Source organism: Streptomyces sp. NBC_01214 (assembly GCF_026340975.1).
GTDB lineage: Bacteria > Actinomycetota > Actinomycetes > Streptomycetales > Streptomycetaceae > Streptomyces.
Genome location: NZ_JAPEOS010000001.1, coordinates 3,645,999 through 3,670,359, shown reverse-complemented (window position 1 = coordinate 3,670,359; position 24,361 = coordinate 3,645,999). Strand labels below are relative to the sequence as shown.

Sequence of the window (24,361 nt, the reverse complement as noted above, 5' to 3'; positions counted from 1 at the left end):
CGGGTGCGGACGTGCGGGCGTACGGACCTGCGGGCACGTACGGCGGTGCGGGCGCGTGCGGCGGTGCGGCAGTGCGGGTGAGTGCAGTGGTGCGGGCGTACGGACCTGCGGGTGGGTGCGGGGCGCAGTGTGGAGTGGGTGCCGCTGGGCCGGCACCCACTCCCACACCCCTGGCGGGTGCCGATCAGGCGGTGATCCTGGCCTCGTCCGCGGCCGGAGAACCCTCGTCGGCGGTGTCGTCGCCGCCGGGCATTTCCTTGATCTTGGCGACCGGTCCGGTGAGCAGGGTCAGGCCGCCGATGATGGTGACGGCGCCGGCCACCGCGAGGCCGCCGGTCAGGCCGATCGCTTCGCCGAGCGCACCGCCGGCGAAGTAGCCCAGGGACAGGGCGCCGTACACCGCGGAGAGCGCGGTGCCGCTGACGCGGCCCATCTGCTCGTTCGGGGTGACGCCCTGCACGAGGCTGAGGACGTGGATGTCGAACATCGGCGAGACGAAGCCGATGATGGCCTGGACCACGATCAGTCCGACGAAGCCGCCGACCGCGCCGCCCGTCGGCACCAGGATGTAGCCGGCGCCGAGCACGACCGCGGTGATGACGAGCAGGCGGCCCACCGAGAGGCTCTTGGAGACGACCTCGGAGAGCACCGCGCCGACGATGACGAAGACCGACATGACGGCGAAGGCCGCGCCGACCTGGCCGGGGCTGAGGTTCAGCTCCTTGTAGGCGTAGACGATCAGGACGGCGTCGCCCATCGCGGCACCGAGGTTGACCACGACGTTCGCGGTGAACAGGCCGCGCAGGACCGGGTTGCCGAAGAGCGTCTTCATGCCCTCCTTCATCTCCGCCTTCGCGGAGGCCTTGCGGTCCTCGGTCCGCTCGCGCACGTCCCGGTGGCGGATGACCAGCAGGGCGATGAGCGAGATGAGGAAGGTGAACGCGTCGGCGGTGATGGCGCGTGCGGCGCCGAGCAGCTGGATGAGTGCGCCACCGGCGCCCGCGCCGACCGCCTCGGCGACGCTGCGGCTGATCTGGAGCTTGGTATTGCCTTCGATGAGGTTCTCGGTGCCGATGAGCTGGGGCAGCCAGGACTGGTACGAGACCTCGAAGAAGGTCGTGAGGCAGCCGGTGATGCCGGCCACGATGAAGAGGTGGGTCATGCTGACGGAGTCGAGCGCGAACGCCAGCGGAATCGTGGCCAGGGCCAGGAAGCGGCCCAGGTCGGCAACGATCATGACGGTGCGCCTCGACACCCGGTCGGCCACCAGCCCGGCGATCGGGGCGAGCAGCAGGAAGGGGAGGAAGCGCAGCGCGCCGAGCACGCCGACCTCCAAGGCTCCACCGCCCAGCACCACGACCGCAAGGGTCGGTAGTGCCAGGAGGGAGATCTTGTCGCCGAAGTTGCTGACGGTCTGCCCGAACCACAGGCGATTGAAATCGGAATGCCGACCGAGTGCCATGTCGACGCCCTTTTCTGATTGGGTACGGAATTGTCGGACGGCACTGACGCTATGGACCCCGAGTTAGACCCCGGTTATGAATTCCGGGACTATAGACCGCTTGTAGACATGCGATGAGTTCAGCTGGAGAACCGTGCGATGTCGGCGCTCTCGCGGGCGATCCCGGCCGCCACGGCGGGGGTGTGGGACTCGGTCCCGGGGAAGGGTTCGACCGTCACGGGCACCCCGCGGCGGCCGCCCGACCAGGTGCCGACGGCCAGGCCGTCGACCAGTACGGTGGCGCGGATCTGCCCGCCGCCGGGCCACACCCGGCGTTCGTGTGCGGCGGGCACGGACAGGTCCCGGCTGCGGTAGCCGACGAGGTAGTTGTCGTAGGCCGGCAGCAGGCGTACGTCGGGCTCGTCCGGGACGGGCACCGGCTCGGACCCGGTCTCCCGTACGGCGGCCCACGCGTTCTTGCCCGTGGTGGCCTTCAGCCCCGACCAGTGGACGAAGTCCAGGGCGTCGGAGGGCCCGTACGCCGCACGGTAGCGGCGCGCGAGTTCGCGTTCGGCGGCGGCCCCGGTGAAGGGCAGGGGGCCGGTCGCGGGCAGCCAGTCGTCGAGGAGGACGAAGGTGGCCTCGCCGCCCTGCTGCGGTCCGTGGCAGATGCGGCCGGTCAGGGCGGCCCGGCGGATCAGGTGGAAGGCGGACTGTCCCTTCGGCTCCACCCCGAGGGTGGTGAGCCGGTCGGTGAGCTGGGCCCGGGTCAACGGCCCCTCGCCGTCGATCGCTTCGGCGATCAGGCGTTCCGAGCGCGTGCACAGGGACTCGTCGAGGCCCAGTTCGCGCAGCCGCCGGGCGGCGAGCGCGAGGTAGACCGGGCCGAAGAGGGCCAGCAGCCATCGGGCGTCGGCGGCGGGCACCAGCTGGAGGGTGCCGCGCATGAACCAGCCGCGGACGGCGGTGCGTTCGGTGTCGGTGGCCCGGCGCACCGCCTCCTGCGTCAGCCCGCGGCTCCGCACCCGCAGCCCCAGCTCCGCCGCGGGCAGGTCCTGGGCCTGGACGGCCAGCACCCGGTCGAGGACGGCGGCGACGGATTCCTCCCGGACCTCGCCCCCGATCGCCTGTGCGCGCGCCCTGAGCAGCCGGTCGGTCGTACGTCGTTCCACGTTGTCCAGTCTTTCAGCCGAGCGGCCGTGGCCGCGTCTTCTCGTTGCGGGTACGGCCGCTCCTGCTCCGAACGACGCCGAGGCCCTGCGCCGGGCGGCGAAGGAGCCGCCCGGCGCAGAGCCGGACCGGAGCGTGCGGCGGCCGTCAGCGCCTGCGGCGCAGCACCGCGTAGTAGCCGGGCAGCCGCAGGGCGTCGGAATCCGACCTGGGGTCGATCGCGTGCAGTTCTATCGCCTCGTCCTCGACGACCTCCCACCCGTCCGCGCCGAACGCCTCGGCCAGTTCGGGCCGGGTGAAGCGGTGCGAGTGCCGGACACCGGCCGCCTCCAGCGGGCCGACCAGGTCCTCGGCGCGGCCCCGCTTGCCGCCGACGAAGCCGAGGTAGCCGAAGGAGTTGCTGGAGTAGTCGGGCTCGTGCACGATCAGCGTGCCCTCGTCGCCCAGCAGCCGGTCGGCGACCGCCGCGAGCCGGGCCCTGGCTTCGCCGTCCAGGACGTGGAAGACGCCGCGGACGAAGATGTTGTACGGCCCCTCCCCCAGGACGGCGGCCTGCTCGGCGTCGGTCATGTCGATCGCCAGGTAGTCGACGTTCGGCACTCCTTCGGCCTCGCGCTTGGCGTGGTCGATAGCGCTGACCGAGACGTCGACGCCGATGACCGAAGGGTAGTGCGGGGCGAGTTCACGGCTGTAGCGGCCGTTGCCGCAGCCCAGGTCGATGACCGGCAGGCCGCTGCGGAAGTGCCGCTGCGCCTGGTCCAGCAGCCAGCGGAACTCCTCGCCGCTGTCGGCGTCCCAGATGACGTCGCCGCCGCGGCCGGTGCGCCGGATCCCGGCCCAGTACCGCTCCCAGGCGTCGCCGGTGTCGCGCTCCTCGGTCTTGCCCGGGGCGGCGTCCTCTGCGCCGGGCGGCGGGGAGTGGCGCTCCCAGACCTCGTCCTCGGCGAGGGCGTCCAACAGGGCGGTGAACTCCTCGAACATCGAGTCGATCAGTCCGTCCGGGTAGACGGCGGGCAGGAAGTCCCAGTTGAAGGTGAGGCCGTCGGGCTTCTCGAAGACCTGGAAGTCGAGGGAGACCTGCGGGGTCTGGGAGATGCCGTAGACCGGGGCGCCCAGCTCGGTCTCCTCGTACTGCGGCGGGTGGCCGGCCAGGCTGGTCATCACCACGGGCATGGCCGGGGCGAGGGAGCCGCGCAGTTTGGTCAGCTCGCGCAGCACCTGCACCCCGCTGAAGTAGCGGTGCTCCAAGTCCGCCCAGAGCCGGCGCTGGACGGCCTGGGCCCGTCCGGCGAAGGTGGATTCCGTCTGCTCGACGGCCAGCAGCAGGGTGGTCGTGGTGTCCGCGAGCAGCGAGTTGACCTGCGGGTGCAGCGGAAGGCGGTTGAACAGCGGGAAGTTGATGGTGAACCGGGCCTGTCCGGCGGCCCGGCCGAGGACCTCGGCGTAGGCGGCGGCCAGCACCCCGGAGGGAGTCACCTCGCGGGCGTGCGCGCGCTCCTGGATCCGGCTCCACCGCTCCGGGGCCACGACGTGGCTGCGGCGCTCGAAGCGGACCGGCAGCTCCGGGGCGTCGGCCGGCCGCGCGGGCAGTTCGGGGGCGGGCGGGAGGGTGGCTAGGCGGTCGCGCCAGTACCACTCGGAGCGGCGGTACAGCTCGCTGTCGCGCAGCGAGTTCCCGACGGCGAGGACGTAGTCGCGGAAGGTCAGCTCCAGCGGGGCGAGTTCCGCACCGGGCTCCACGTAGTAGGTGACCAGGTCCGGGATGAGGACCTGGAAGTAGCTCCAGGCGTCGGCGACGAGGAAGTCCAGGCAGAGGTGGATCCGGGCCCGGCCGCCGCCGAGCAGGCTGATCCGCACGTCGAACAGCGGCCAGGCGTCGCCGTCGAGCACCTGGTGGGACAGCCGCTCGCGCAGCGCCGCCAGCTCGGCCTGCCGGGCCTCCTCGTCGAGTCCGCCGAAGTCGGTGACGGGGATCCCGTAGGCCGGGATCTCCTCGAAGACCTGCTGGGTGCCGTCGGGCAGGACCCGGGTGCGCAGGGCGTCGTGGCGTTCGACGAGCCGGCGCCAGGCGCCCTCGAAGCGCGGTACGTCGAGCTGCTCGCTCTCCCACTCGAAGTAGCCGTGGCAGCCGACGTTGCCCAGTTCCACGAGCCCGCCGCGGCCGATCCACAGCGCCTGCTGGCTCTCGGTGAGCGGGAAGGGCTCGAAGCGCGCGGCGGGGTCCGGGACGATCGCCGGCAGTCCGCCGAACGAACCGCGGCCGCCCGTGCGTTCGGTGGTGACGAGGGTGGCGAGCTCGGCCACGGTGGGGCAGGTGGAGAGGTCGGAGAGGCTGAGCTCGACGCTGTAGCGGCGGCGGATCTCGTCGATCAGCTGGAAGGCGAGCAGCGAATGCCCGCCCAGCTCGAAGAAGTTGTCGTGGATGCCGACGCCGTCGGTGCGGAACGCCTCGGCCCACAGCCGGCTGAGCCCGTCCTCGACCTCGTTGCGGGGGGCCTCGTAGCCGGCGCCGACCGCGTCGCGGCCCTCGGGGGGCTCGGGCAGGCTGCGCCGGTCGACCTTGCCGTTGGGCAGGCGCGGGAGGGAGGGCAGCACGACGACGACGGCGGGGACCATGTAGTAGGGCAGGGTGCGGGCGACATCCGCGCGCACGGCGGCGGGGTCCGGGTCGGCCGCACCGGCCGGGGACACGTAGGCGATGAGCCGCTTGTCGCCGGGGCCGCGCTCCTGGGTGACGACGACGGCCTCGGCGATGTCGTCGAGGCGGGCGAGGTGCGTCTCGACCTCGCCGAGCTCCACGCGGAAGCCGCGGATCTTCACCTGGGAGTCGGACCGGCCGAGGAGTTCGACGGCACCGTCCTCGCGGCGGCGGGCGAGGTCACCGGTGTCGTAGAGCACCGGGTGCGGGTCGTCGGGGAGGAAGTTGGGGTGGAACTTCGCGGCGGTGAGCTCGGGGCGGCCGTGGTAGCCGGCCGCGACCCCGGCGCCGGAGACGTGCAGGCGGCCGACCTCGCCCTCGGGCACCGGGCTGCCGTCCTCGTCCAGGAGGTGGACGCGGAGGTTGGCGATGGGCACGCCGACCGGGACCTGCCGGGTGGCGCGGACCTCCTCGGAGGTGGCCTGGCTGGTGAAGTCGGTGCCGGCCCCGAGGTCGAGGCAGGACAGGACGTTGGTGGTCTCGGTGGTGCCGTAGGTCATCACGACCCGGAACGGGGTGTCGACGGGCGGCCAGCTGTGGACGCGCTCGGCAGTGGTCACCAGGATCCGCAGCGCGGTGTCCGCGGGCCAGTCCAGGCCCCAGGCGGGCTCGGCCAGGGCGGCCACCAGCATGGTGTGGGTGATGCCCGCGCCGACGAGCCAGTCGCGGATCTGCTCGGGGGTCTGCGCCTGCCCGGCCTCGGGGATGTGGATCGCCGCGCCGGCGGGTAGATAGGCGAGCCACTCCATGATCTGGACGGCGAAGCCGGGGGTGGACATCCAGGAGGCGCGGTCGCCGGGCCGGACCCCGTAGGCGCGGGTGGTCCAGTGCACGAGGTTGGTGAGCGCGCCGTGCCGTTCCAGGACGGCCTTGGGGGTGCCGGTGGAGCCGGAGGTGTAGATGAGGTGGCTGACGGTGTCGGGTCCGGTCACCACGGCGGGCGCGGTGTCCGGCAGGTCCTGCCCGGCCGTGGCGACCTCGGCCCGGGGGACGTCCTCGGGTATCCGGCGACCGAGGTCGGCCGGGGTGAGGACGAGCAGCGGGGCGGCGTCGGCGATCATCGCCGCGAGCCGGTCGTCGGGGTTGACCGGGTCGAGGGCGACGATCGCGGCGCCCGTCTTGAGGATGGCGAGGGAGCCGATGACGTACTCGGCGCTGCGCGGGTAGCAGAGGCCGATCCGGGTGCCTTCGGCGGCTCCGCGGACGATCAGGGCGTGCGCCAGCCGGTTGGTGGCGGCCTCCAGTTCGGCGTAGGTCCAGCTGCGGTCGCCCTGCGCGAGGGCGGTGGCCCGGGGGGTGCGGGCGGCCTGTTCGGCGAGGAGCTGCGGATACCCGACGGCGGGGAAGGCGGCGTCCGAACGGTTGAAGTCGACGAGTGCGGTGGTCACAGTGCGGGCCCTTTCTTACTTCGCGAAGGCTCGGCTGCGCAGCAGCCGCACGGGGAGACTGTTGATCCCCCAGGTGAAGTTGGAGGAGTTGAAGGTGACGGGTCCGGCCAGTTCGAAGCCGTCGAGCACGCCGAGCATCTCGGTGAGCAGGGCGCCGAGTTCGAAGCGGGCGAGACGGGCGCCGAGGCACAGGTGGCGGCCGTGCCCGAAGGCGAGGTGCCGGTTGGGGCGGCGGTCGACCCGGAAGGCGTGCGGGTCGGCGAAGACGTCCTCGTCACGGTTGGCCGAGACGTTCCACAGCGTCACCCGGGCGCCCTCGGCCACCGGGATCCCGTTGATCTCGGTGTCGCGAACGGCGGTGCGCAGGGCGTGCACCCCGGGAGTGGTCCAGCGCAGGACCTCCTCGACGGCCGGGGCGATGCCGTCGGGTCCGAGGCCGCGCAGCAGCCGCCACTGGTCGGGGTGTTCGGCGAACATGTGGACCGCGCCGGCCGCCGAGTAGCGGGTGGTCTCGTTGGCTCCGGAGAGCACCCCGTTGAGGTTGAAGACGATCTCGTGGTCGCTGAGCGGCCGCTCGACGCCGTCGCCCTCGTCCACGAGGGTGTCGTGGGCGATCTGGCTGACCAGGTCGTCGCCGGGGCGGGCCCGGCGCTCGGCGAGCAGCTCGATGAAGTAGAGGAAGATCTCCGAGTGCGCATTGGTGCGCACCTCGTCGTCCGGGGAGTCGAAGGCATCCGTGGTCAGGGCCCCGATCCAGGCCCAATCGGCGCGCGGGATGCCCATCATGGCGCAGACGACCCGGTTGGGCAGCTGCTTGGCGAGGTCGATGAAGTCCAGCTCGTCGCGTTCGGCGGCCTCGGTCACCAGCTCGCCGACCACCTTCTCGACCATCGCCTCCAGGCGCGGCATCTGCTGCGGTCCGAAGGCCTGGTGGAGGGCCCGCTTGAGCCGCGTGTGGTGGGGGACGTCGGAGACGATGAGCATGCGCTGGGCGACGGCGGCGACGGCCGCCGGGTCACTGCCCAGGCGCATCCCGCGCGCCGAGCTGAAGGTGTCGCTGTCGGCGTAGACCTCTCTGATGTCGCGGTGGCGGGTCAGCGCCCAAAAGCCCCCGTCCGCGCTGCCGGGCTCGGGGTGCCAGTGAACGGGCGAGTGGGCGCGCAGCCAGGTGAAGGTGGGCCAGAAGTCGTTGCGGCCGAAGGGGCCCGGGTCGAGCAGGTCGATCTCCATCTCAGGCTCCTCGCAGGCTGAGCGGGCGGATGTCGGGCCATTGGGCGTCCACGAAGCCGGCGCATTCGTCCTCGGTGCCGTCGAACCCGGCCGGCGTCCAGCCGTCGGGGGTCTCGCGGGTTGCGGGGTACAGCGCGTACTGCCCCTCGTGGTTCACGAGGACCTGGTGGGTGGTGGGCACGGTGTCCTCCGGACTCGGGCGGGAGTGGACGGTCGGGCGCTCAGGCGCCGGTCGTGGTGGGGGCGGGAGCCGGCCGATCGGCGCCCGCGGCCCGGAGCAGGGCGGTGAGGTGGTCCAGTACGGGCCGCGGGCGGCGCAGTACGGCGTGGTGGCCGCCCGTGGTGGTGTGCCGGGTGAAGGCGGCGGCGGTGACCGCGGCCCAGCCGTCCAGGTCGGCGGAGCTGACGGTCTCGTCGCCGTCGGCCCCCCAGGCGTGGACGGGCACGCCGAGGCGGACGCCCGGCTCGTGGACGTAGCTCAGGGACAGTTGGGCGTCCTTGCGGAGCATCGCGACCATCAGGGCGCGGGTGTCCTCGTCGAGCAGTTCGGGGTCGAGGCCGGCCGTGTCGAAGAGCTTGTCCAGCTCCTCGCCGTCGTCGACGATGCCGCGGCCGGCGCCGTCCCAGTGGCCGGGGGCCCGGCAGCCGCTGACCACCAGGGCCCGCGGGGCGACCCGGCGGGAGACCTCGTAGCCGAGGAGACCGCCGAAGCTGTGGCCGAAGACGATCAGCGGCCGACCCGCGGCAACGACGTCCCGCAGTTCCGCGGCGATGGCCAGGACGGCCTCGTCGAAGGTGTCCGGCATCGGGTCCCGCCAGCGGTTCTCCCGGGCCGGCAGCTGTACTCCGTACACCTGGGCGATGCCCGCCAGCTCGGGCTGCCAGGAGCGGAACTGCTGGCAGCCGGCCCCGGCGGGCGGCAGGCACAGCAGCACGGGCAGGGCCCGGTCGGCGGGGTCGGTCGTCCAGGTGGAGATCCAGGCGCCCATGGCTCAGGACCCTTCGGCGGTGTCGTCGGCCGGGTCGGCGGCGGTCGCCTCCCGCTCGGCGGAGAGCCGGTCGAGTTCGGCGGCGAAGTGCCGGGCCGTCGGTTCGGCCAACAGCGCGCCGAGGCCGACGCGCAGCCCCGTGACGCGGCGCAGTTCCGACACCGCGCGGGCGGCGGCCAGCGAGTGGCCGCCCAGCTCGAAGAAGTCCGCGTCGGGGCCGGGGACCTCGGTGGCGAGCACGTCGGCCCAGACGGCCATCACGATGCGCTCGCTCGTGGTCGGGCCGGCGCCCGGGGGCGCCACCGGTGCGCCGGGCGTCCGTTCCGGTTCCAGCAGGGCCTTGGCCAGCGCCTCGCGGTCGGCCTTTCCGGTGCTGAGGGTCGGGATCCGGTCGAACACCCGTACGGTGTGGGGCACCGCGGCCGCGGGCAGCTGCTTGCGGCAGCGTTCCACGACCAGGTCGGCGAGGCCCGCCGGGTCGGCGCCGGGGGCCGCGACCACGGCGAGGCCGAGGGTCTGCCCCGAGGCGAGCGGGCAGCAGGCGGCGGCGACGACCTCGGGGAGTTCGGCGGCGATCCGCTCCACCTCGCCCAGTTCGATGCGGTGGCCGCGGATCTTCACCTGGTCGTCGCGGCGGCCCCGGTACTCCAGTTCACCGCTCGGCCGGCGCACGACCACGTCTCCGGTGCGGTACATGCGCGTGCCGCCGCCCTGGAAGGGATCGGGCAGGAAGCGGCTCGCGGTGAGTCCGGGACGGCCCCGGTAGCCGCGCGCGACGGCGGGGCCGCCGAGGTAGAGCTCGCCCTCGGTGCCGGCGGGCACCGGGCGGAGCTCCTCGTCCAGGACGTACGCGCGGTAGCCGGGCAACGGTCGTCCGATGGTGGTCACGTCGTCCCCTCGTCGGCTGTCGGCCCAGGTCGCGGCGATGGTCACCTCCGTCGGCCCGTACACGTTGAGCAGCCGCCGGCCGCGGGCGAACCGCTCCGCCAGCGCGGCCGGGCAGGCTTCTCCGGCGACCACGACCACCTCGGCGGTGTCGATCCCGGCTCCGTGGGCGGCGAGCAACGACGGGGTGAGGGATACGGTGCGCAGACCGGCGGGCAGGGGCTCGCGGCCCTCGGCGGCGGCCTGGCGCAGCCCGTCCAGGGAGAGGTCGGTCAGGGCGACCCCCTGGCCGTGCGTCAGGTAGAGCAGGGTGCACCAGAGCCAGCCGTCGAAGGCGGGCGAGACGGCGTTGAGGCCGAGCCCGCCGGGGGGCAGGCCGAGGCCGCCGAGGGCCTCCACGAAGGTGTCCAGGCCCCGGTAGGTGACCTCGACCCCCTTGGGGCGGCCGGTGGTTCCGGAGGTGTAGATGAGGTACGAGCAGCTGTCGGGGGCGGGTACGGACACCGCGAGCGCGCCGGGGGCGCTGCGGCGGATGTCCGCGGGGGCCAGCAGGGTGATCCCGTCGGCCTCCAGGCCCGTGGGGACCTCGGGGGCGACCAGGACGCCGGCCCCGGCGTCGTGCAGGACGCGGCCGAGGCGCTCGACGGGATGCGCGGGGTCCAGCGGGACGGCGGTCGCGCCGAGGCTCCAGACGGCGAGCAGGGCGGGCACGCTCTCCCGGGACCGGCCGAGCAGCAGTCCGACGGAGGTCTCCGGTCCGACTCCGGTCCCGGCGAGCGCGGTGGCGTACCGGGCGGTGCGGGCGGTGAGCGCGGCGTAGGTGAGGGTGCCGTCGACGGCCTTGACCGCGGTCTCGTTCGGCTGTTCGCGGGTCCACCGCTCCAGGCGGGCGAACAGCGGCGGGAGAACCCCGTCGGCCGGTCCGGCGGAGCCCGGTTCGGCCCGTGCCGCCCGGGGCGGTGTGTCGTCGGCCGGTACGACCGGGGCGGTGGCCCCGGCGGACTCGGCGTGCCGGTCGGTCATCCGTCGTTCCTCTCGGTGTCCGCCGGGCGGGCGGCCGCGGTGGCCCGCAGGCGCGGGCCGACCACCTGGCCCCCCGTACCCTGCGGGAGCTGCATCGACTTGGTCTCCAGGAAGGCCTCCAGCCCGGCGGCGCCGCATTCGCGCCCGATCCCGGACTGCTTGAACCCGCCGAACGGGGCGGCCGGGTTGAACTGGCCGCCGTTCACGTCGACCAGGCCGGAGCGGAAGCGCCGGGCCACCCGTTCGGCGCGGGCGCCGTCGCCGGACCAGACCGCGCCGTGCAGTCCGTAGCGGGTTGCGTTGACGATCCGGACCGCTTGGTCCTCGTCGTCGTACGGGATGACCGAGAGCACCGGCCCGAAGATCTCCTCCTGGCCGATCATGCTCAGCGGGTCCACGTCGGCGAAGATCGTCGGCTGGACGTAGTAGCCGGTGTCCAGGCCGGCGGGCCGGTCGGGTCCGCCGCGGACCAGCCGGCCGGCGCCCTCCTCGACTCCGCGGCGGATGTGGCCGGTGACGCGGGCGTGCGCGGCGGCGGAGACCAGGGGGCCGAGGTCGGTGGCGGGATCGCGCGGGTCTCCGGTCACGTACCCGGCCATGGCCTCTCCGGCGAGCCGTACGGCCTCGTCCTGGCGGTCCCGCGGTACCAGCAGCCGGCTCCACTGCAGACAGGTCTGGCCGGTGTTGAAGAGCATCTGGTCGACGGTGGCGGCCACGGACGCGGCCAGGTCGGCGTCGTCGAGGACGAGGCTCGCGTTCTTCCCGCCGAGTTCGAGGTGGACGCGCTTGACGGTGTCGGCGCCGAGCGCGGAGACCTCGCGGCCGGCCCGGGTGGAGCCGGTCAGGGAGACCACGTCGATCAGCGGGTGGGTGACGAGGGCGGTCCCGACGGCGGCGCCGGTGCCGACGACCATGTTGAAGACGCCCGGCGGCAGGTCGGCCTCGGCGATCGCCTCGGCGAGCAGCCGGGCGTGCAGCGGGGTGATCTCGCTCGGCTTGTGCACGACCGTGCAACCGGCCGCGAGCGCGGGGAGGACCTTCTGCACGGTGAGCAGCAGCGGGGTGTTCCACGGGGTGATGCAGGCGGCCACTCCGGCGGCCTCGCGCACGACGAGCGAATGACCGACGCGCTCCTCGAAGGCGTAGGAGGCGGCCGTCTCGACGCAGTGCGCCGCCATGCCGAGGGAGAGCCCGACATGGGTCTGGTGGGCCATCCGGGCGGGTGCCCCGACCTCGGCGGTGATGGTCTCGGCGAAGCGGTCGGCCCGGACCTCCATGGCCTCGACGACCCGGCGCAGCAGTGCGGTGCGTTCGCGCACCGGGGTGGCGGCCCAGCGCGGGAAAGCGTCCGCCGCGGCGCGCGCGGCCAGGTCGGCGTCCCGGGCGGTGCCCGCGGGCACGGTGGCCAGGGCGCGCTCGGTGGCGGGGTCGGTGACGACCAGGCGGCCGTCGGCGTCGGAGGCGACCCAGGCGCCGCCGATCCACTGGTCGGTGTAACGGGGCGGTAGGGGGGCCGCGTCGGGCTCGGCCCCGGCGGGTCTGGAGTCCTGTGGCTCGGTCGGCACGGTCAGCACGGTCACGGTGGGGTCCTCACTCGGTCACGGGATCACGGGCTCGCTGATCAGCTGGGTCGGTGTCACGCGGTCGCCTGGTCGGCCGCGCGGGCCAGGGCGGCCGCGGCCCGGTTGTCGGGCCTGGCCCGCCGCACGGGGCGGGCCGGGACGGTCGTACGGACGTCCGGGCTCCAGGCGGGGGTCCCGGTCCGGCGGGCGGCCGGACGCAGCGCGCGGACCGTGGCGGGCGGGGCGCCGGTGGCGGAGACGGGGGCGGAGGCGGAGGCGCGCGCCACGGCCGGGATCAAGGTGGCGAGCAGCCGTTGGGTCTCGTGGCCGGGTGCCACGCCCAGCTCGTCGCGCATCCGGCGGGCGCACAGTTCGTACCAGCGCCGGACGCAGGCGAGTTCACCGCGCCGGCCGTGTGCGGCCATCAGCGCGCGGTAGGTCTCCTCGTGATGGCGGTCGATCTCCAGCGTGCGCTTGCAGATCTCGATCAGTTCCACGAATTCCTCGCGGGCCTCGGCGTCGGCGCGCAGCACGCCCAGGGCCCGCAGCGCGAGCGCCCTGAGGTACTCGCGCTGTTCGACGACCCAGTCGGCACTCTCGCCGCGCAGGAACTCGCCGCCGTAGAGACCGATCGCCGCCCGCAGCCGGGTGCGGGCGAGCGGGGCGTCGCCGGCCGCGGCGGCGCGCAGCCCGGTGTGCACCAGTTCCTGGAAGCGGTCGAGGTCGGACCACAGTCCGGTGATGTGCAGGACGTAGCCGAAGTCCCGGTAGACCAGCCGGATCCCGGAGTCGCCGGGGTGGTCGGGGTGGGCGTCGAGCACCCGGCGCAGTGCGTGGGCGGCGACCTTCAGGGAGCTGCCCGCCGCGGCGTCGGCGCCGGGCCACAGGGATGCGTAGAGCCGGTCGCGGGTGAGCATTTGGCCGCGGTGGACCACGAGGTACTGGAACAGGCCACGGGCCTTGCCGGCCCGCCAGCGCTGGACGGGGGCGCCGTTGACGGTCAGCTCGAAGTCACCCAGGAAGCGGACCCGTACCGCCGGCTCCGCTGTCCCGTCCGCTGCGGTGGTCATCGCGTCCTCCCGGTGGTTTTCAGCCTGCCGCTCTGCCTGCGAGGAGTGTGTCCGGGGGGTCTACAACGGCCCTACAACGGCTGGATCCGATCGGTGTAGAGCGGTGATAGGGCGTTTTTCGACACTGATGAGCACGACCACCCGAACCGCCGAATCCGAAATGAGGGCTGTTTCATGACCAGCAGCGACACCCGGCTTCAGAAGGTCGTCATCCTGGGCGGCGGCACGGCCGGCTGGATGACCGCCGCATACCTCGGAAAGGCGCTGCAGGGAACGGTCGACATCACCGTGCTCGAAGCGCCGACGATCCCGCGCATCGGTGTCGGCGAGGCCACCGTGCCCAACCTCCAGCGTTCCTTCTTCGACTACCTGGGCATCGCCGAGGACGAGTGGATGCGGGAGTGCAACGCGAGCTTCAAGATGGCCGTGCGCTTCGTCAACTGGCGGACCAACGGGCAGGGCGAGTCGACGGCCCGCGAGCTGCCGGGCGGCGGTCCGGACCACTTCTACCACCCGTTCGGGCTGCTCCCCGACTACGACCAGACCCCGCTGTCGCACTACTGGTTCAAGCGCAAGTACGAGGGCCGCACCACCGAGCCGTTCGACTACGCCTGCTTCCGCGAGCCCCCGGTGATGGACGCGATGAAGGCCCCGCGCTGGCTCGACGGCCGGCCGGCCACCCGGTACGCCTGGCACTTCGACGCCCAGCTGGTGGCCGACTACCTGCGCCGGTTCAGCACCGAGAAGCAGGGCGTGAACCACGTGCAGGACGAGATGGTGCGGGTCGAACAGGACGAGCGCGGCTACGTGAGCACGCTGCACACCAAGGGCGGACTGGCCCTGGACGCCGACCTGTTCGTGGACTGCTCGGGCTTCCGCGGCCTGCTGATCAACCAGGCGATGCAGGAACCCTTCATCGACATGAGCGACCACCTGCTGTGCGACAGCGCGGTGGCGACGGCCGTCCCGCACGACGACGAGGCGAACGGTGTGGAGCCGTACACCTCGGCGATCGCCATGTCGTCCGGCTGGGCCTGGAAGATCCCCATGCTGGGACGCTTCGGCACCGGCTACGTGTACTCCAGCAAGTTCGCCGACCAGGACACCGCCACCCGCGAGTTCGCGGACATGTGGGGCCTGGACGTGGAGGAGACGAAGTTCAACCACATCCGCTTCCGCGTCGGCCGCAACCGCCGCGCGTGGGTGAAGAACGTCGTCAGCATCGGCCTGTCCTCCTGCTTCCTGGAGCCGCTGGAGTCGACCGGCATCTACTTCATCACCGCCGCGATCTACCAGCTGGCCAAGCACTTCCCGGACAAGACCTTCAACGACGGCCTGATCAACAGCTTCAACCACGAGATCGAGGTGATGTTCGACGACACCCGCGACTTCATCCAGGCGCACTTCTTCTACGCGCCGCGCAACGACACGCCGTTCTGGCAGGCCAACAAGAAGCTGGTCCTCCCCGACAACATCCAGCAGAAGATCTCCGCCTACAAGGCGGGCCTGCCGATCAATTCGCCGATCACCGACGAGTCGACGTACTACGGCAACTTCGAGGCCGAGTTCCGCAACTTCTGGACCAACGGCAGCTACTACTGCATCTTCGCGGGCCTCGGCCTGGAGCCGGACGCCCCGCTGCCCTCCCTGGCGCACCGGCCGGACTCGGTGGCCGCTGCCGAACCCCTCTTCGACGCGGTCAAGCGCCAGCAGCAGAACCTGCTGGAAACGCTGCCCAGTGCCTACGACTACCTGCGCCAGCTGCACGGCGCGTAAGGCCCACCGCTCCCACGGCCCGGCAGTACGGCTCTCCCGCCGGCTGCCGGGCCGCAGTTGCTTCAGCCACCTCAGGAGTCAGACATGCCCCACCGCTCCGTGCCCCATCCCGCCGCGCCGGACGAGTCGGCCGGGGTCCAGTCGGCGGACCTCCGTCCCTTCATGGCCGCCTTCCCCACCGGCGTGTCCGTCGTCACCACGCTGGACGCCGAATCCGTGCCGCACGGCCTGACCTGCACCTCCCTCGCGAGCGTGGCCCTCGTACCGGCAACGCTCGTGGTGTGCATACGGGCGGCGAGCCCGACCCTCGCGGTGCTGCTCGCCGAGGGACACTTCGCCCTCAACCTGCTGCACGAGCGGGCCCGCAGCACCTCGGACCTGTTCGCCTCCGGGGCGCCCGACCGCTTCGACCACGTCGAGTGGCGGCTGCCGCTGGGCGCGGGCGGACCGCACCTGACCGCGGACGCGCACGCGGTCGCGGACTGCGCCGTGGTCGAAACCGTCGGCTTCGGGGACCACACGGCCGTCTTCGCCGAGGTCCGCCGCGTGACCGTACGGGACGACCGGGACCCCCTGCTCTACGGGCTGCGCCGGTACGCCCCTTGGTCCGCGGCGGCCGCGGCCCCGCAGCCGGCTCTGCAACAGGCCCCGCAGCCGGCTCCGCACCGCGACCTCCCCACCGCCCTGCGCCCCGCCACGCCCGATGGAGGTACCCGTGTCGTCCGTTGACCCGCTGCCCGCCCTGCTGGTCGCCGTTCCGGTGGTGATCCTGGCCAGTCAGGTGGGGGCCGCCGTCTGCCGCCGGTTCGGCCAGCCCCCCGTGGTGGGTGAGATCGCCACCGGCATCCTGCTGGGACCCTCGCTGCTGGGCTGGCTCTGGCCGCAGGCCCAGCACGCGCTCTTCCCGCCGTCCGTGCTTCCGTACACCTCGGTGCTCGGACAGCTCGGGCTGCTCGCCTTCATGTTCCTGGTCGGGCTGGAGCTGGACCTGAAGAGCCTGCGCGGTCACACCCGGGTCGCGGTGGCGGTGAGCCAGGCGGGCATGCTGCTGCCGCTGGCGCTGGGCGCGCTCCTGGCGGTCGCGATGTACGGCGGGTTCGCGCCCGAGGGGGTGGGCCGGATGCCGTTCACCCTGTTCATGGCCGTGGCCATGGCCATCACCGCGTTCCCGGTCCTCGCCCGGATCCTCATCGACCGGGGCCTGTACGGGACTCCGCTCGGGGCGCTCGCCATGGCCTGCGCGGCCGTGGACGACGTCGTCGCGTGGTGCCTGCTGGCCCTGGTGGTGGCCCTCTCCACGGCCGGGTCCCCGATGGAGGCGGCCACCACGGCCGGCCTCGCCGTGGCCTTCACGCTGGTCATGCTGTACGCGGTGAGACCGCTGCTGGCCCGCTGGTCGGCCCGCGCCGACCGGGCCGGCGACGCGGCGGTGCTGGTGGTGCTCTTCAGCGGGCTGAGCCTGTCCGCGCTGGCCACCGACCTGATCGGCGTGCACGCGCTGTTCGGGGCGTTCCTGTTCGGGGTGGTCACCCCGCGCACCGGGCAGCGCATCGAGGCTTCGGCGGCCCGGCTGCGCGCGTTCACGGTGCCCGTGCTGCTGCCCCTGTTCTTCGTGCACACGGGTCTGCGCACGGACATCGGGGGCCTGACGGCATCGCCCGAGCTGTGGCTGTGGACGGCCGCGATCCTCTTCGTCGCCTTCCTCGGCAAGTGGGGCGGCGCGGCGGGTGCGGCGCGCGCCTGCGGAAGACCGTGGCGGGAGGCCCTGTCGATCGGGGCCCTGATGAACTGCCGGGGGCTGACCGAGCTGGTGGTGCTCAACGTCGGTCTGGAACTCGGCGTCATCGGGCCGCAGCTGTTCACCATGCTGGTGCTGATGGCCCTGGTGACGACGGCGATCACCAGCCCGGCCCTGACCCGGTTGCGCGCCGGGAAGGAGGTGGGCCGCCGGACCCCCGCGCAGGCCGAGCCCGAGAGCGCCCTCTCCGGACCCTGACGGGCGGGCCGGACCCGGAGGGTGCCCGCCCCGGTCGCACCACGGCTGTTCAGGCGCCCTCCGGCCCGGTCGGTACGCACAGCACCGGGATCGGCGACAGGTGCAGGAGCTTGTGCGGCGTGGAGCCGAGCAGCGCTCCGCGCATCGGGCTGTCGCCCCAGCTGCCGACGATGATGACGCGGGCCCGGTGGCGCTCGGCAGACTCCAGCAGGGCCTGCGCGGGCTTCTCGTCGGCCACCTCGACCGTGGAGGGCACCCCGGCGGCGTCGGCCGCCTCGACGGCGTGCGCCAGCGCGCTGCGGCCCGCCTGGCGGACGGCTTCGCGGTGGGCGCGGGACTCCTCGCCGGTGGGGCCCGGGGCGGCCGCCCCGTAGACGAGGACGAGGGGCTCACCGAAGGCGGTGGCCACCTCCAGCGCCACCTGCAGGGCCCGTTCCGCGCCAGGAGATTCGTCGTATCCGAGGACTACGGACATCGGGGGCTCCTAGGGGGACTGGTGCTTCCCTGCGTGGACGAGTTCCGGGTCGACGACGCCGCGGCGCTCCCGCCAGAACCTGCCGTCCTGGACCCGCCAGAAGCACATGACGGCCACGCCCACGAGCGCGATGCCGATGCCGATGACCAGGGGCGGGCCGAGCCCGAGCCAGGAGACCCCGCTGGCGGAGTTCTCCGGGTTGGACATGTCGCCGATCGACTCCACCAGCAGCCAGGTCAGCAGGCCGGCGCCGACCACCGGGCCGAGGCCGATCAGGAAGAAGTTGTGCGGGTTCTCGAACAGGTGGCGGCGGTAGTAGATGGCGCAGGCCAGGCCGGTGAGCGCGTAGTAGAACGCGATGAGCAGGGAGAGCGCGGTGAGCGAGTCCAGGAGCGCGTTCTCGCTGATCTGGTTGACGATCAGGTACCAGCCGATGGCGATGCCGGCCACCCACCACGTGCTCACGTCCGGGGTGCGGAACCTCGGGTGGATGTGGGCGAGCCCGTGCGGCAGCGCGTGCCGGCGGGCCATGGACAGGGCGGTGCGGGAGGCGGGGATGATCGTGGTCTGGGTGGAGGCGAGCGCCGAGGTGCAGACGGCGAGGAGCACCACCCAGTCCCAGCCGCCCATGACCTCGTGGGCGAGGACCGCGAAGATGGCCTCCTCCTCGCCCGCGTTCTCGGCGAGGTAGACGGTGCCCGCGTAGGCGACGACCGCGAAGCCCACGGACAGGTAGGTGACCAGGAGGATCACGGTCGACCACAGGCCCGCCTTGCCGGGCGCGGTGGCGGAGTTCTCCACCTCCTCGGTGAGGTTGACCGCGGACTCCCAGCCCCAGTACATGAACACGCCGAGCAGCAGCCCGCCGGTGAGCGCGGCGCCACCTGCACCGAAGGGGTTGAGCCAGCTGAGTGAGGGCTCGATCGATTCCAGGGTGCTGGTGTCGGCGTAGACGCGGTAGATGGCGACCACGGCGAAGGTCAGCAGGAAGAAGACCTGGGCGAGGATGAGGATGTCCTGGAGGTGGGCCGAGAGCTCGGTGCCGATGACGCAGATGCCGGTCATGGCGAGGATCACCACGACGGTGAGGCCCTGCCGGATCCAGGCGTTGGCGGCCCAGCTGTCGAGTCCGAAGGCGAGCAGGCCGAAGTTCACGGCGACGTCGGCGAGTGAGCCGATGACGAGGACGCCGGTCATGGCGATGGCCCAGCCACCGAGCCAGCCGGCCCAGGGGCCCATGGCCCGGGTGACCCACGAGAAGGTCGTCCCGCAGTCCTGGTCCACCTTGTTGAGGTAGTAGAAGGCGGCGGCGATGAGCAGCATCGGGACGAAGGAGGCCAGCATCACGCCCGGTGCGTAGATCCCGACCAGCGCGACGATCGGCCCGAGGACGGCGGCCAGGGAGTAGGCGGGCGAGGTGGAGTTCAGGCCGATGACGAGCGCGTCGAGGAATCCGATCGCGTTGGCCTTGAGCCTCGCGTCCTTGCCCTCCGGTCCGGCGCCCGCATCGCCGTCGTCCATGTACGAGTCGTGACCCATGTACGCATGGTCACGCAGTCGGCACCGCCCCGCGAGGCGAGGCGGTGCCGGACGGAGCTCGGGCCGGGCCTCGATCAGGGGCGGGTGTTCCAGCCCGCGATCACCGGGAGGCCGTGCTCCGTGGAGAGCACGCTGACGGTGCCGGTGCGCAGCAGGAACAGCCGGCCGTGCTCGGGCTCCAGGCGCAGGTAGCGGGCGGTGAGGACGCGCAGGAAGTGGCCGTGGGCGACGAGCACCACGTCGCCGCCGTCCGCGCGGAGCACGGGGGCGACCCGGGCCAGGGCCCGGTCGGCGCGGGCACCCACCTGGGTGGCGCTCTCCCCCGGATGGTCGCTGTCGCCGGGCGGCACGCCGTGGGTCCACAGGGACCAGTCCGGCGTGGTCTTCTGGATCTCCGCGGTGGTGATTCCCTCGTAGCCGCCGTAGTCCCATTCGTACAGGTCGGGGTCGGGCCGCCCGCCCGTGAGCCCGGCGAGTTCGGCGGTGGCGACGGCCCGGCGCAGCGGGCTGGTCAACACCAGGGCCGGCTGCCGGTCCCGGAAGAAGGGGGCCAGCGAGATGGCCTCCTCGACGCCTCGTGCGGTCAGTGGAAGGTCAGTAAGCCCGGTGTGGCGCCCGTTCGCGCTCCAGGCGGTCTCGCCGTGCCTCACCAGCAACAGGTCACTCATCCTCGGGACCCTATGCGCTCCGGCATGTCGGTGCCGGAGCGCCCGGGCGGGCGTGTCACTGTCGGGCGTGATGGACGAGAACCGGGAGGCCGGGCGGACGGCCGGTTCGCCGCTGCTCCCGCCGCGCATGCCCGCGCTGATGGTCGTACTGACCTGGGTGACCGGGATGGTGGAAGCGGCGAGCCTGCTGGCGCTGGGGCCGGCCTTCACGGCGATGCAGACGGGCAACGTGCTGTTCCTGGCCTTCGGTGCGGCCGGGGCCGGGAGACTGGAGACGCTCGCTCCGGGGGTCTCCCTGGCCGCGTTCGTCGTCGGGGTGGTCTGCGGGTCGCATCTGGAGTCCGTGACCGAGGTCCGCGGGAGGCGCTGGTTCGTCATCGGCCTCATCGCCGAGGCGGGGCTGATCCTGGCGGCCGCGGGCATCGGCTGGGGGCTGGCTCCGCAGTACGGCTCCCCGGCCCCGCGGCATCTGGCGGCGACCGCGGTGCTGGCCCTGGCGATGGGGTTGCGCAACACCACGATCATGCGGGCGAACGTGCCGGGCGTACCGACGACGCTGGTCACCCGGTCCATGACCGCCTTCCTGGGGGCTTCGGCCATGGGGCGGGAGAACACGTACGGGTTCGGGACGGCCGGCTGGAGGCTGCGCGGCCTCTCGGTCCTGGCCATGTTCGCCGGCGGGTTCCTCGGGGCGCTGCTGCTGCGGGCCGGTTGGACGGTGGGCTGGCTGCTGCTGCCGGCCGCCGCGACGGTGCTGGTCGTGGGCCTGCTCTACCTGAGCCAGCCCGGGCTGCACACGGACCAGGCCCCTGGCCGGGAACAGCCGGGGTGAACGGGGCCATTGGTACAGTCGGGGCGTGGCGGTGGACGAGCTCGACACCAGAATCCTGCGCCTGCTGATCGAGCAGCCGCGCACCAGTGTCCGCGAGTACGCCCGGATCCTGGGCGTCGCGCGCGGCACCCTACAGGCACGGCTGGACCGGCTGGAGCGCACGGGCGTGATCACCGGCACCGGGCCGGTGCTCTCCCCCGCCGCCCTGGGCCATCCCGTGCTGGCCTTCGTGCACATCGAGGTAACCCAGGGCCATCTGGACGACGTGGGTGACGCGCTGGCCGCCGTGCCCGAGATCATCGAGGCCTTCTCGATCACCGGCGGCGGGGACCTGCTGACCCGTGTGGCGGCCCGGGACAACGGGCACCTGGAGGACGTGATCCAGCGGCTGATCCAGCTCCCGGGCGTGGTCCGCACCCGTACGGAGGTGGCGCTGCGCGAGCGGGTGCCGCACCGGCTGCTGCCGCTGGTCGAATCCGTCGGCAGGAATGCCAACAAAACCTGACAGGATGGTGGAGACAGGACACGAGCGGCAGGACGGGCCCACCGGATGATCTCCGTCATATTCGATCTCGACGGCACCCTCGTGGACAGCGAGCCGAACTACTACGAGTCCGGGCGCCGCACCCTGGAGCGGCACGGGGTCCCCGATTTCACGTGGGAACAGCACTCCCGCTTCATCGGCATCGGCACGCTGGAGACCCTGGAGATCCTGCGGGAACGGTACGGGATCCGGGCACCGGTCGAGCAGCTGCTCGCCGAACAGAACGCCGCCTACCTGGAGCTGGCCCGCACCCGGACCGAGGTCTTCCCGCAGATGCGGGGGCTCGTCGAGCGGCTGCACGGCGAGGGCGCGGCCATGGCGGTGGCCTCCGGTTCCTCGCTCGCGGCGATCGACGCGGTGCTGTCGGGCACCGGGCTGGACGCGCTACTGACGACGGTGGTCTCCGCCGAGGAGGTGGCGCACGGCAAGCCCGCTCCGGACGTGTTCTTGGAGGCGGCCCGTCGGCTGGGCGCCGCACCCGCCGACTGCGTGGTGGTCGAGGACGCGGCGCCCGGGGCACGGGCCGCGCACGCCGCGGGCATGGCCTGCATGGCGGTCCCGTACGCCCCGGACATCGCGGGGGACCCGGCCTTCGCCTCCGCCGGGCTCCTCTTCCCCGGCGGCCGTCCGGAGTTCAGCGCGGACGTGGCGTACGACTGGCTCGCCGCACTCCGGACCGCGTAGCCCCTCCGGATCCGCTCGTGGGTGGTGTCGCTCCGGCGCGGCGGGCGGATCTCCGGTTTCGGGACGGGCCAGGCGGCCGAGCGGGGCCACCGCGTCGCCGACGGCCACGGGCCGGAAGAACTGCGCGTCGGCCTGCTCGACGGCCGCGCTCGCCCGTGGGGCCAGTTCGGCTCCGGCGTCGGTGCCGCGCAGCCGCTCGGCCCGGGTGTCGGCCGGGTCGACCTCACGCTCGACGAGCCCTTTGCGGTCCAGGGCGCGCAGGACCCGGGAGGTCATCTTGACGTCGGTCCGGCCTGGCGGGCGACGGCCAGCTGATCGAGGTGCGCGCCCCGGGTGTTGAGCCACCAGGTGCAGGAGAGCAGCACGCACTGCACGTGGGTGAGGTCGAGCGGAGCCGGGGCCGTGGCGATGTCGCGCTGCCAGCGCAGGGTGGTGTGCCACAGCAGGAACCCGGGGCTGAGGAGCATCAGCGAAGCGCCGGCTCGGCCAGCGAGGTCATCGTGTCGGGCCGGTCGGCGGTGATGCCCGGGCCGATCTGCGGGCCGACCTCGTCGGCGGCCGTTGCCGGTGATCTCCATCCGGGACACGAACCGGATCCGGTCCTGGCCGACCGGGTCGATCCGGTGGACGGTCCGCAGCAGCAGGTCGCCGGAGCTCACCTCGTCGACGAACCGTTCGCCTTCGACCGCCTCGGCGATGCGCAGCGGGATCGGGGCTTCCCCGGGCGGCGTCATCGTGATCTGCGTACCGACCGAGAAGGGACCGTCGATCTCGATCTTCTGGATCCCGGCGTTCCAGGGGCGGGACCCGCCGAAGAGACCCCGTCCGTTCCCTGGCGCCCTACGTGGGCGCCTGTCACCATGCCTGCGTGACCGCGACCCTGACCCCGGGCCCCCGGAGCGGCGGACCGCGCCGATGGCCGCTGCTCGGCAACCTCCCCGCCTTCGCCCGCGATCCCCTGGCCTTCTTCGAGTCCCTGCGCGACGGCTACGGGGACTGGGTGCCCTGGACGCTCGGCCCGCAACGCAACATCCTGGTCTCCCGGCCCGAGCACGCCGGTGAACTGCTCGGGGCCGTCGAGTCCACCTTCCGGCCGACGGAACTGGGCTGGGCCTTCCGCCAGTTGCTGGGCAACGGGGTGGTCGTCGCCACCGGGGACGACTGGCGGCGCAAACGGGCGCTGGTCCAGCCCGCCGTCCGGCCGCGCCAGGTGCGTTCGTACGCCGCCACGATGGTGGAGTGCGCGGACGCCCTGGCGGACGGCTGGCGCGCGGGCCAACGGATCGACGTGCACCGGGAGATGGCCGGGCTCACCCAGCGGATCGCCGTGCGCACGCTGTTCGGGAGCGACGCCGCCGGCCGGGAGGCACCCATCAGCGCGGCCATGGCCACGGCCCAACGGGAACTGGGGGCGGAGTTCCGCGGGCTGACGCTGTTCCTGCCGCCCTGGGTCCGCACTCCCGGACGGCGCCGGATGCGGGAGGCCGTGGCGGTGCTCGACCGGGAGATCGAGCACGTCATACGGGAGCACGAGGCCGCATCGAGCGCCGGCGCGGAACGCGACGACCTGCTGAGCCGACTGCTCGCGGCCCGCGACGACACCGGGGGCCCGCTCTCCCGCAAGGAGCTGCGGGACGAGTCGATCACCCTCTACATCGGCGGCCACGAAACCACCTCGACCACCCTGACCTGGACCTGGCAACTGCTGTCGGGGGCGCCGTCGGCGCGGGCCCGGCTGACGGAGGAGCTGGACCGGGTGCTCGGCGGACGGCTACCGACCTACGACGACTACGCGCGGCTGCCCTGGACCCGTCACGTGGTCAAGGAGGCCCTGCGCATCTATCCGCCGATCTGGCTGATCTCGGCGGTGGCCACGGAGGGGGCGACGCTCGGCGGGCGCGCGGTGCCGGCCGGCACCTCGGTATGGACCAGCCCCTGGTCGATGCACCGCGACGCCCGGTGGTTCCCGGACCCGGAGGCCTTCCGCCCCGAGCGCTGGGACGCGGACGCCCCGCATCCCGTGCCCGAACACGCCTGGTTCCCCTTCGGCGGCGGCCCGCGGGCCTGCCTGGGAGCGCGGTTCGCCCTGGTGGAGGCCGCGCTCGTACTCGCCGTGCTGGCACAGCGGTTCCACCTGGACAGCGGGAGCGAACGGGCCGGGGTCTTCCCCGGGCTCACCCTCCAGCCGACCGGTCCGGTCCTGGCGACGCTGCGCCGCACCGGCACCGGCAGCGGCACCGACGCCGGGATCGGCACGGACGACGCGAAGGCCCGTTGAATCACCGGAGGGGCTGAACCCTGATTTCGAGACGGCGCGTCCAGCACACGAGACACCGTCGAGCCCGCCCGAGCCAGGTGGCTTGGTTTCGCCGCATGTTGCCTTCAGCCATG

Annotated in this window: 19 protein-coding genes and 1 pseudogene; 7 read left to right on the top strand and 13 right to left on the bottom strand. The window is 72.9% G+C overall.

Going from position 1 to position 24,361, the window contains the following annotated elements; genetic code table 11:
• Window positions 1–184: 184 nt before the first annotated feature.
• From OG594_RS17215 to OG594_RS17175, 9 genes are all read right to left on the bottom strand, one after another.
• On the bottom strand, window positions 185–1,462 hold the full coding sequence (locus OG594_RS17215; RefSeq protein ID WP_266599764.1) for an MFS transporter: 1,278 nt from the start codon (window positions 1,460–1,462) through the stop codon (window positions 185–187).
• 119 nt (window positions 1,463–1,581) lie between these two features.
• Window positions 1,582–2,613 carry a winged helix DNA-binding domain-containing protein gene (locus OG594_RS17210; protein WP_266599762.1) on the bottom strand — a complete coding sequence of 344 codons (1,032 nt, stop codon included), beginning with the start codon at window positions 2,611–2,613 and terminating at the stop codon, window positions 1,582–1,584.
• A 145-nt stretch (window positions 2,614–2,758) separates the two neighbouring features.
• Window positions 2,759–6,697 (bottom strand): amino acid adenylation domain-containing protein, encoded by a 3,939-nt coding sequence (locus tag OG594_RS17205; RefSeq protein ID WP_266599760.1) that lies wholly within the window; start codon window positions 6,695–6,697, stop codon window positions 2,759–2,761.
• 15 nt (window positions 6,698–6,712) lie between these two features.
• A complete protein-coding gene (locus OG594_RS17200) occupies window positions 6,713–7,927 on the bottom strand; it encodes a cytochrome P450 (protein ID WP_266599758.1) in 1,215 nt (404 codons plus the stop codon).
• Window position 7,928: 1 nt separating this feature from the next.
• Complete coding sequence (locus OG594_RS17195) at window positions 7,929–8,186, bottom strand: MbtH family NRPS accessory protein (protein WP_323185307.1); 258 nt, start codon at window positions 8,184–8,186, stop codon at window positions 7,929–7,931.
• Complete coding sequence (locus OG594_RS17190) at window positions 8,149–8,916, bottom strand: thioesterase II family protein (RefSeq protein WP_266599756.1); 768 nt, start codon at window positions 8,914–8,916, stop codon at window positions 8,149–8,151. The genes OG594_RS17195 and OG594_RS17190 overlap by 38 nt, the downstream gene beginning before the upstream one ends.
• A gap of 3 nt (window positions 8,917–8,919) precedes the next feature.
• A complete protein-coding gene (locus tag OG594_RS17185) occupies window positions 8,920–10,824 on the bottom strand; it encodes a non-ribosomal peptide synthetase (protein WP_266599754.1) in 1,905 nt (634 codons plus the stop codon).
• Window positions 10,821–12,305, bottom strand: coding sequence for an aldehyde dehydrogenase family protein (locus OG594_RS17180; protein WP_266602987.1), 1,485 nt, complete (start codon window positions 12,303–12,305; stop codon window positions 10,821–10,823). Before OG594_RS17180 ends, OG594_RS17185 begins: the two co-directional genes overlap by 4 nt.
• Before the next feature lie 155 nt (window positions 12,306–12,460).
• On the bottom strand, window positions 12,461–13,456 hold the full coding sequence (locus OG594_RS17175) for a BTAD domain-containing putative transcriptional regulator (RefSeq protein WP_266599752.1): 996 nt from the start codon (window positions 13,454–13,456) through the stop codon (window positions 12,461–12,463).
• A 174-nt stretch (window positions 13,457–13,630) separates the two neighbouring features.
• Between OG594_RS17175 and OG594_RS17170 the strand changes: the two genes are divergently transcribed.
• The 3 genes from OG594_RS17170 to OG594_RS17160 all read left to right on the top strand — a co-directional run bounded on the left by OG594_RS17170 (window position 13,631) and on the right by OG594_RS17160 (window position 17,228).
• Window positions 13,631–15,232, top strand: a complete 1,602-nt coding sequence (locus OG594_RS17170) for a tryptophan halogenase family protein (RefSeq protein WP_266599750.1) — start codon at window positions 13,631–13,633, stop codon at window positions 15,230–15,232.
• A gap of 84 nt (window positions 15,233–15,316) precedes the next feature.
• Window positions 15,317–15,961, top strand: coding sequence for a flavin reductase family protein (locus OG594_RS17165; RefSeq protein ID WP_266599748.1), 645 nt, complete (start codon window positions 15,317–15,319; stop codon window positions 15,959–15,961).
• Window positions 15,936–17,228, top strand: coding sequence for a cation:proton antiporter (locus tag OG594_RS17160; protein WP_266599746.1), 1,293 nt, complete (start codon window positions 15,936–15,938; stop codon window positions 17,226–17,228). The genes OG594_RS17165 and OG594_RS17160 overlap by 26 nt, the downstream gene beginning before the upstream one ends.
• 49 nt (window positions 17,229–17,277) lie before the next feature.
• Here the strand turns inward: OG594_RS17160 and OG594_RS17155 are convergent, their stop codons facing one another.
• The 3 genes from OG594_RS17155 to OG594_RS17145 form a co-directional block, all read right to left on the bottom strand.
• Window positions 17,278–17,703, bottom strand: coding sequence for a universal stress protein (locus OG594_RS17155; protein WP_266599744.1), 426 nt, complete (start codon window positions 17,701–17,703; stop codon window positions 17,278–17,280).
• A gap of 9 nt (window positions 17,704–17,712) precedes the next feature.
• Entirely contained in the window at window positions 17,713–19,224 is a 1,512-nt protein-coding gene (locus tag OG594_RS17150; RefSeq protein WP_266602985.1) for an APC family permease, read from the bottom strand.
• A gap of 92 nt (window positions 19,225–19,316) precedes the next feature.
• On the bottom strand, window positions 19,317–19,910 hold the full coding sequence (locus OG594_RS17145; RefSeq protein WP_266599742.1) for a histidine phosphatase family protein: 594 nt from the start codon (window positions 19,908–19,910) through the stop codon (window positions 19,317–19,319).
• A gap of 70 nt (window positions 19,911–19,980) precedes the next feature.
• On the opposite strand from OG594_RS17145, the gene OG594_RS17140 reads away from it, so the two are divergent.
• Genes OG594_RS17140 through OG594_RS17130 form a run of 3 tightly spaced genes read left to right on the top strand, consistent with a single transcriptional unit; the run spans window position 19,981 to window position 21,970 of the window.
• Window positions 19,981–20,742 carry a YoaK family protein gene (locus OG594_RS17140; protein WP_266599740.1) on the top strand — a complete coding sequence of 254 codons (762 nt, stop codon included), beginning with the start codon at window positions 19,981–19,983 and terminating at the stop codon, window positions 20,740–20,742.
• 25 nt (window positions 20,743–20,767) lie between these two features.
• On the top strand, window positions 20,768–21,247 hold the full coding sequence (locus OG594_RS17135) for an Lrp/AsnC family transcriptional regulator (RefSeq protein ID WP_266599738.1): 480 nt from the start codon (window positions 20,768–20,770) through the stop codon (window positions 21,245–21,247).
• 45 nt (window positions 21,248–21,292) lie between these two features.
• Window positions 21,293–21,970 (top strand): HAD family phosphatase, encoded by a 678-nt coding sequence (locus OG594_RS17130; protein WP_266599736.1) that lies wholly within the window; start codon window positions 21,293–21,295, stop codon window positions 21,968–21,970.
• A 231-nt stretch (window positions 21,971–22,201) separates the two neighbouring features.
• Here OG594_RS17130 and OG594_RS47100 read toward each other — a convergent pair.
• Window positions 22,202–22,315 (bottom strand): annotated as a pseudogene (locus tag OG594_RS47100) (hypothetical protein); the annotation flags it as partial.
• A gap of 523 nt (window positions 22,316–22,838) precedes the next feature.
• Between OG594_RS47100 and OG594_RS17115 the strand changes: the two are divergent.
• A complete protein-coding gene (locus OG594_RS17115) occupies window positions 22,839–24,248 on the top strand; it encodes a cytochrome P450 (protein ID WP_266599732.1) in 1,410 nt (469 codons plus the stop codon).
• The last annotated feature ends 113 nt before the right edge of the window (window positions 24,249–24,361 follow it).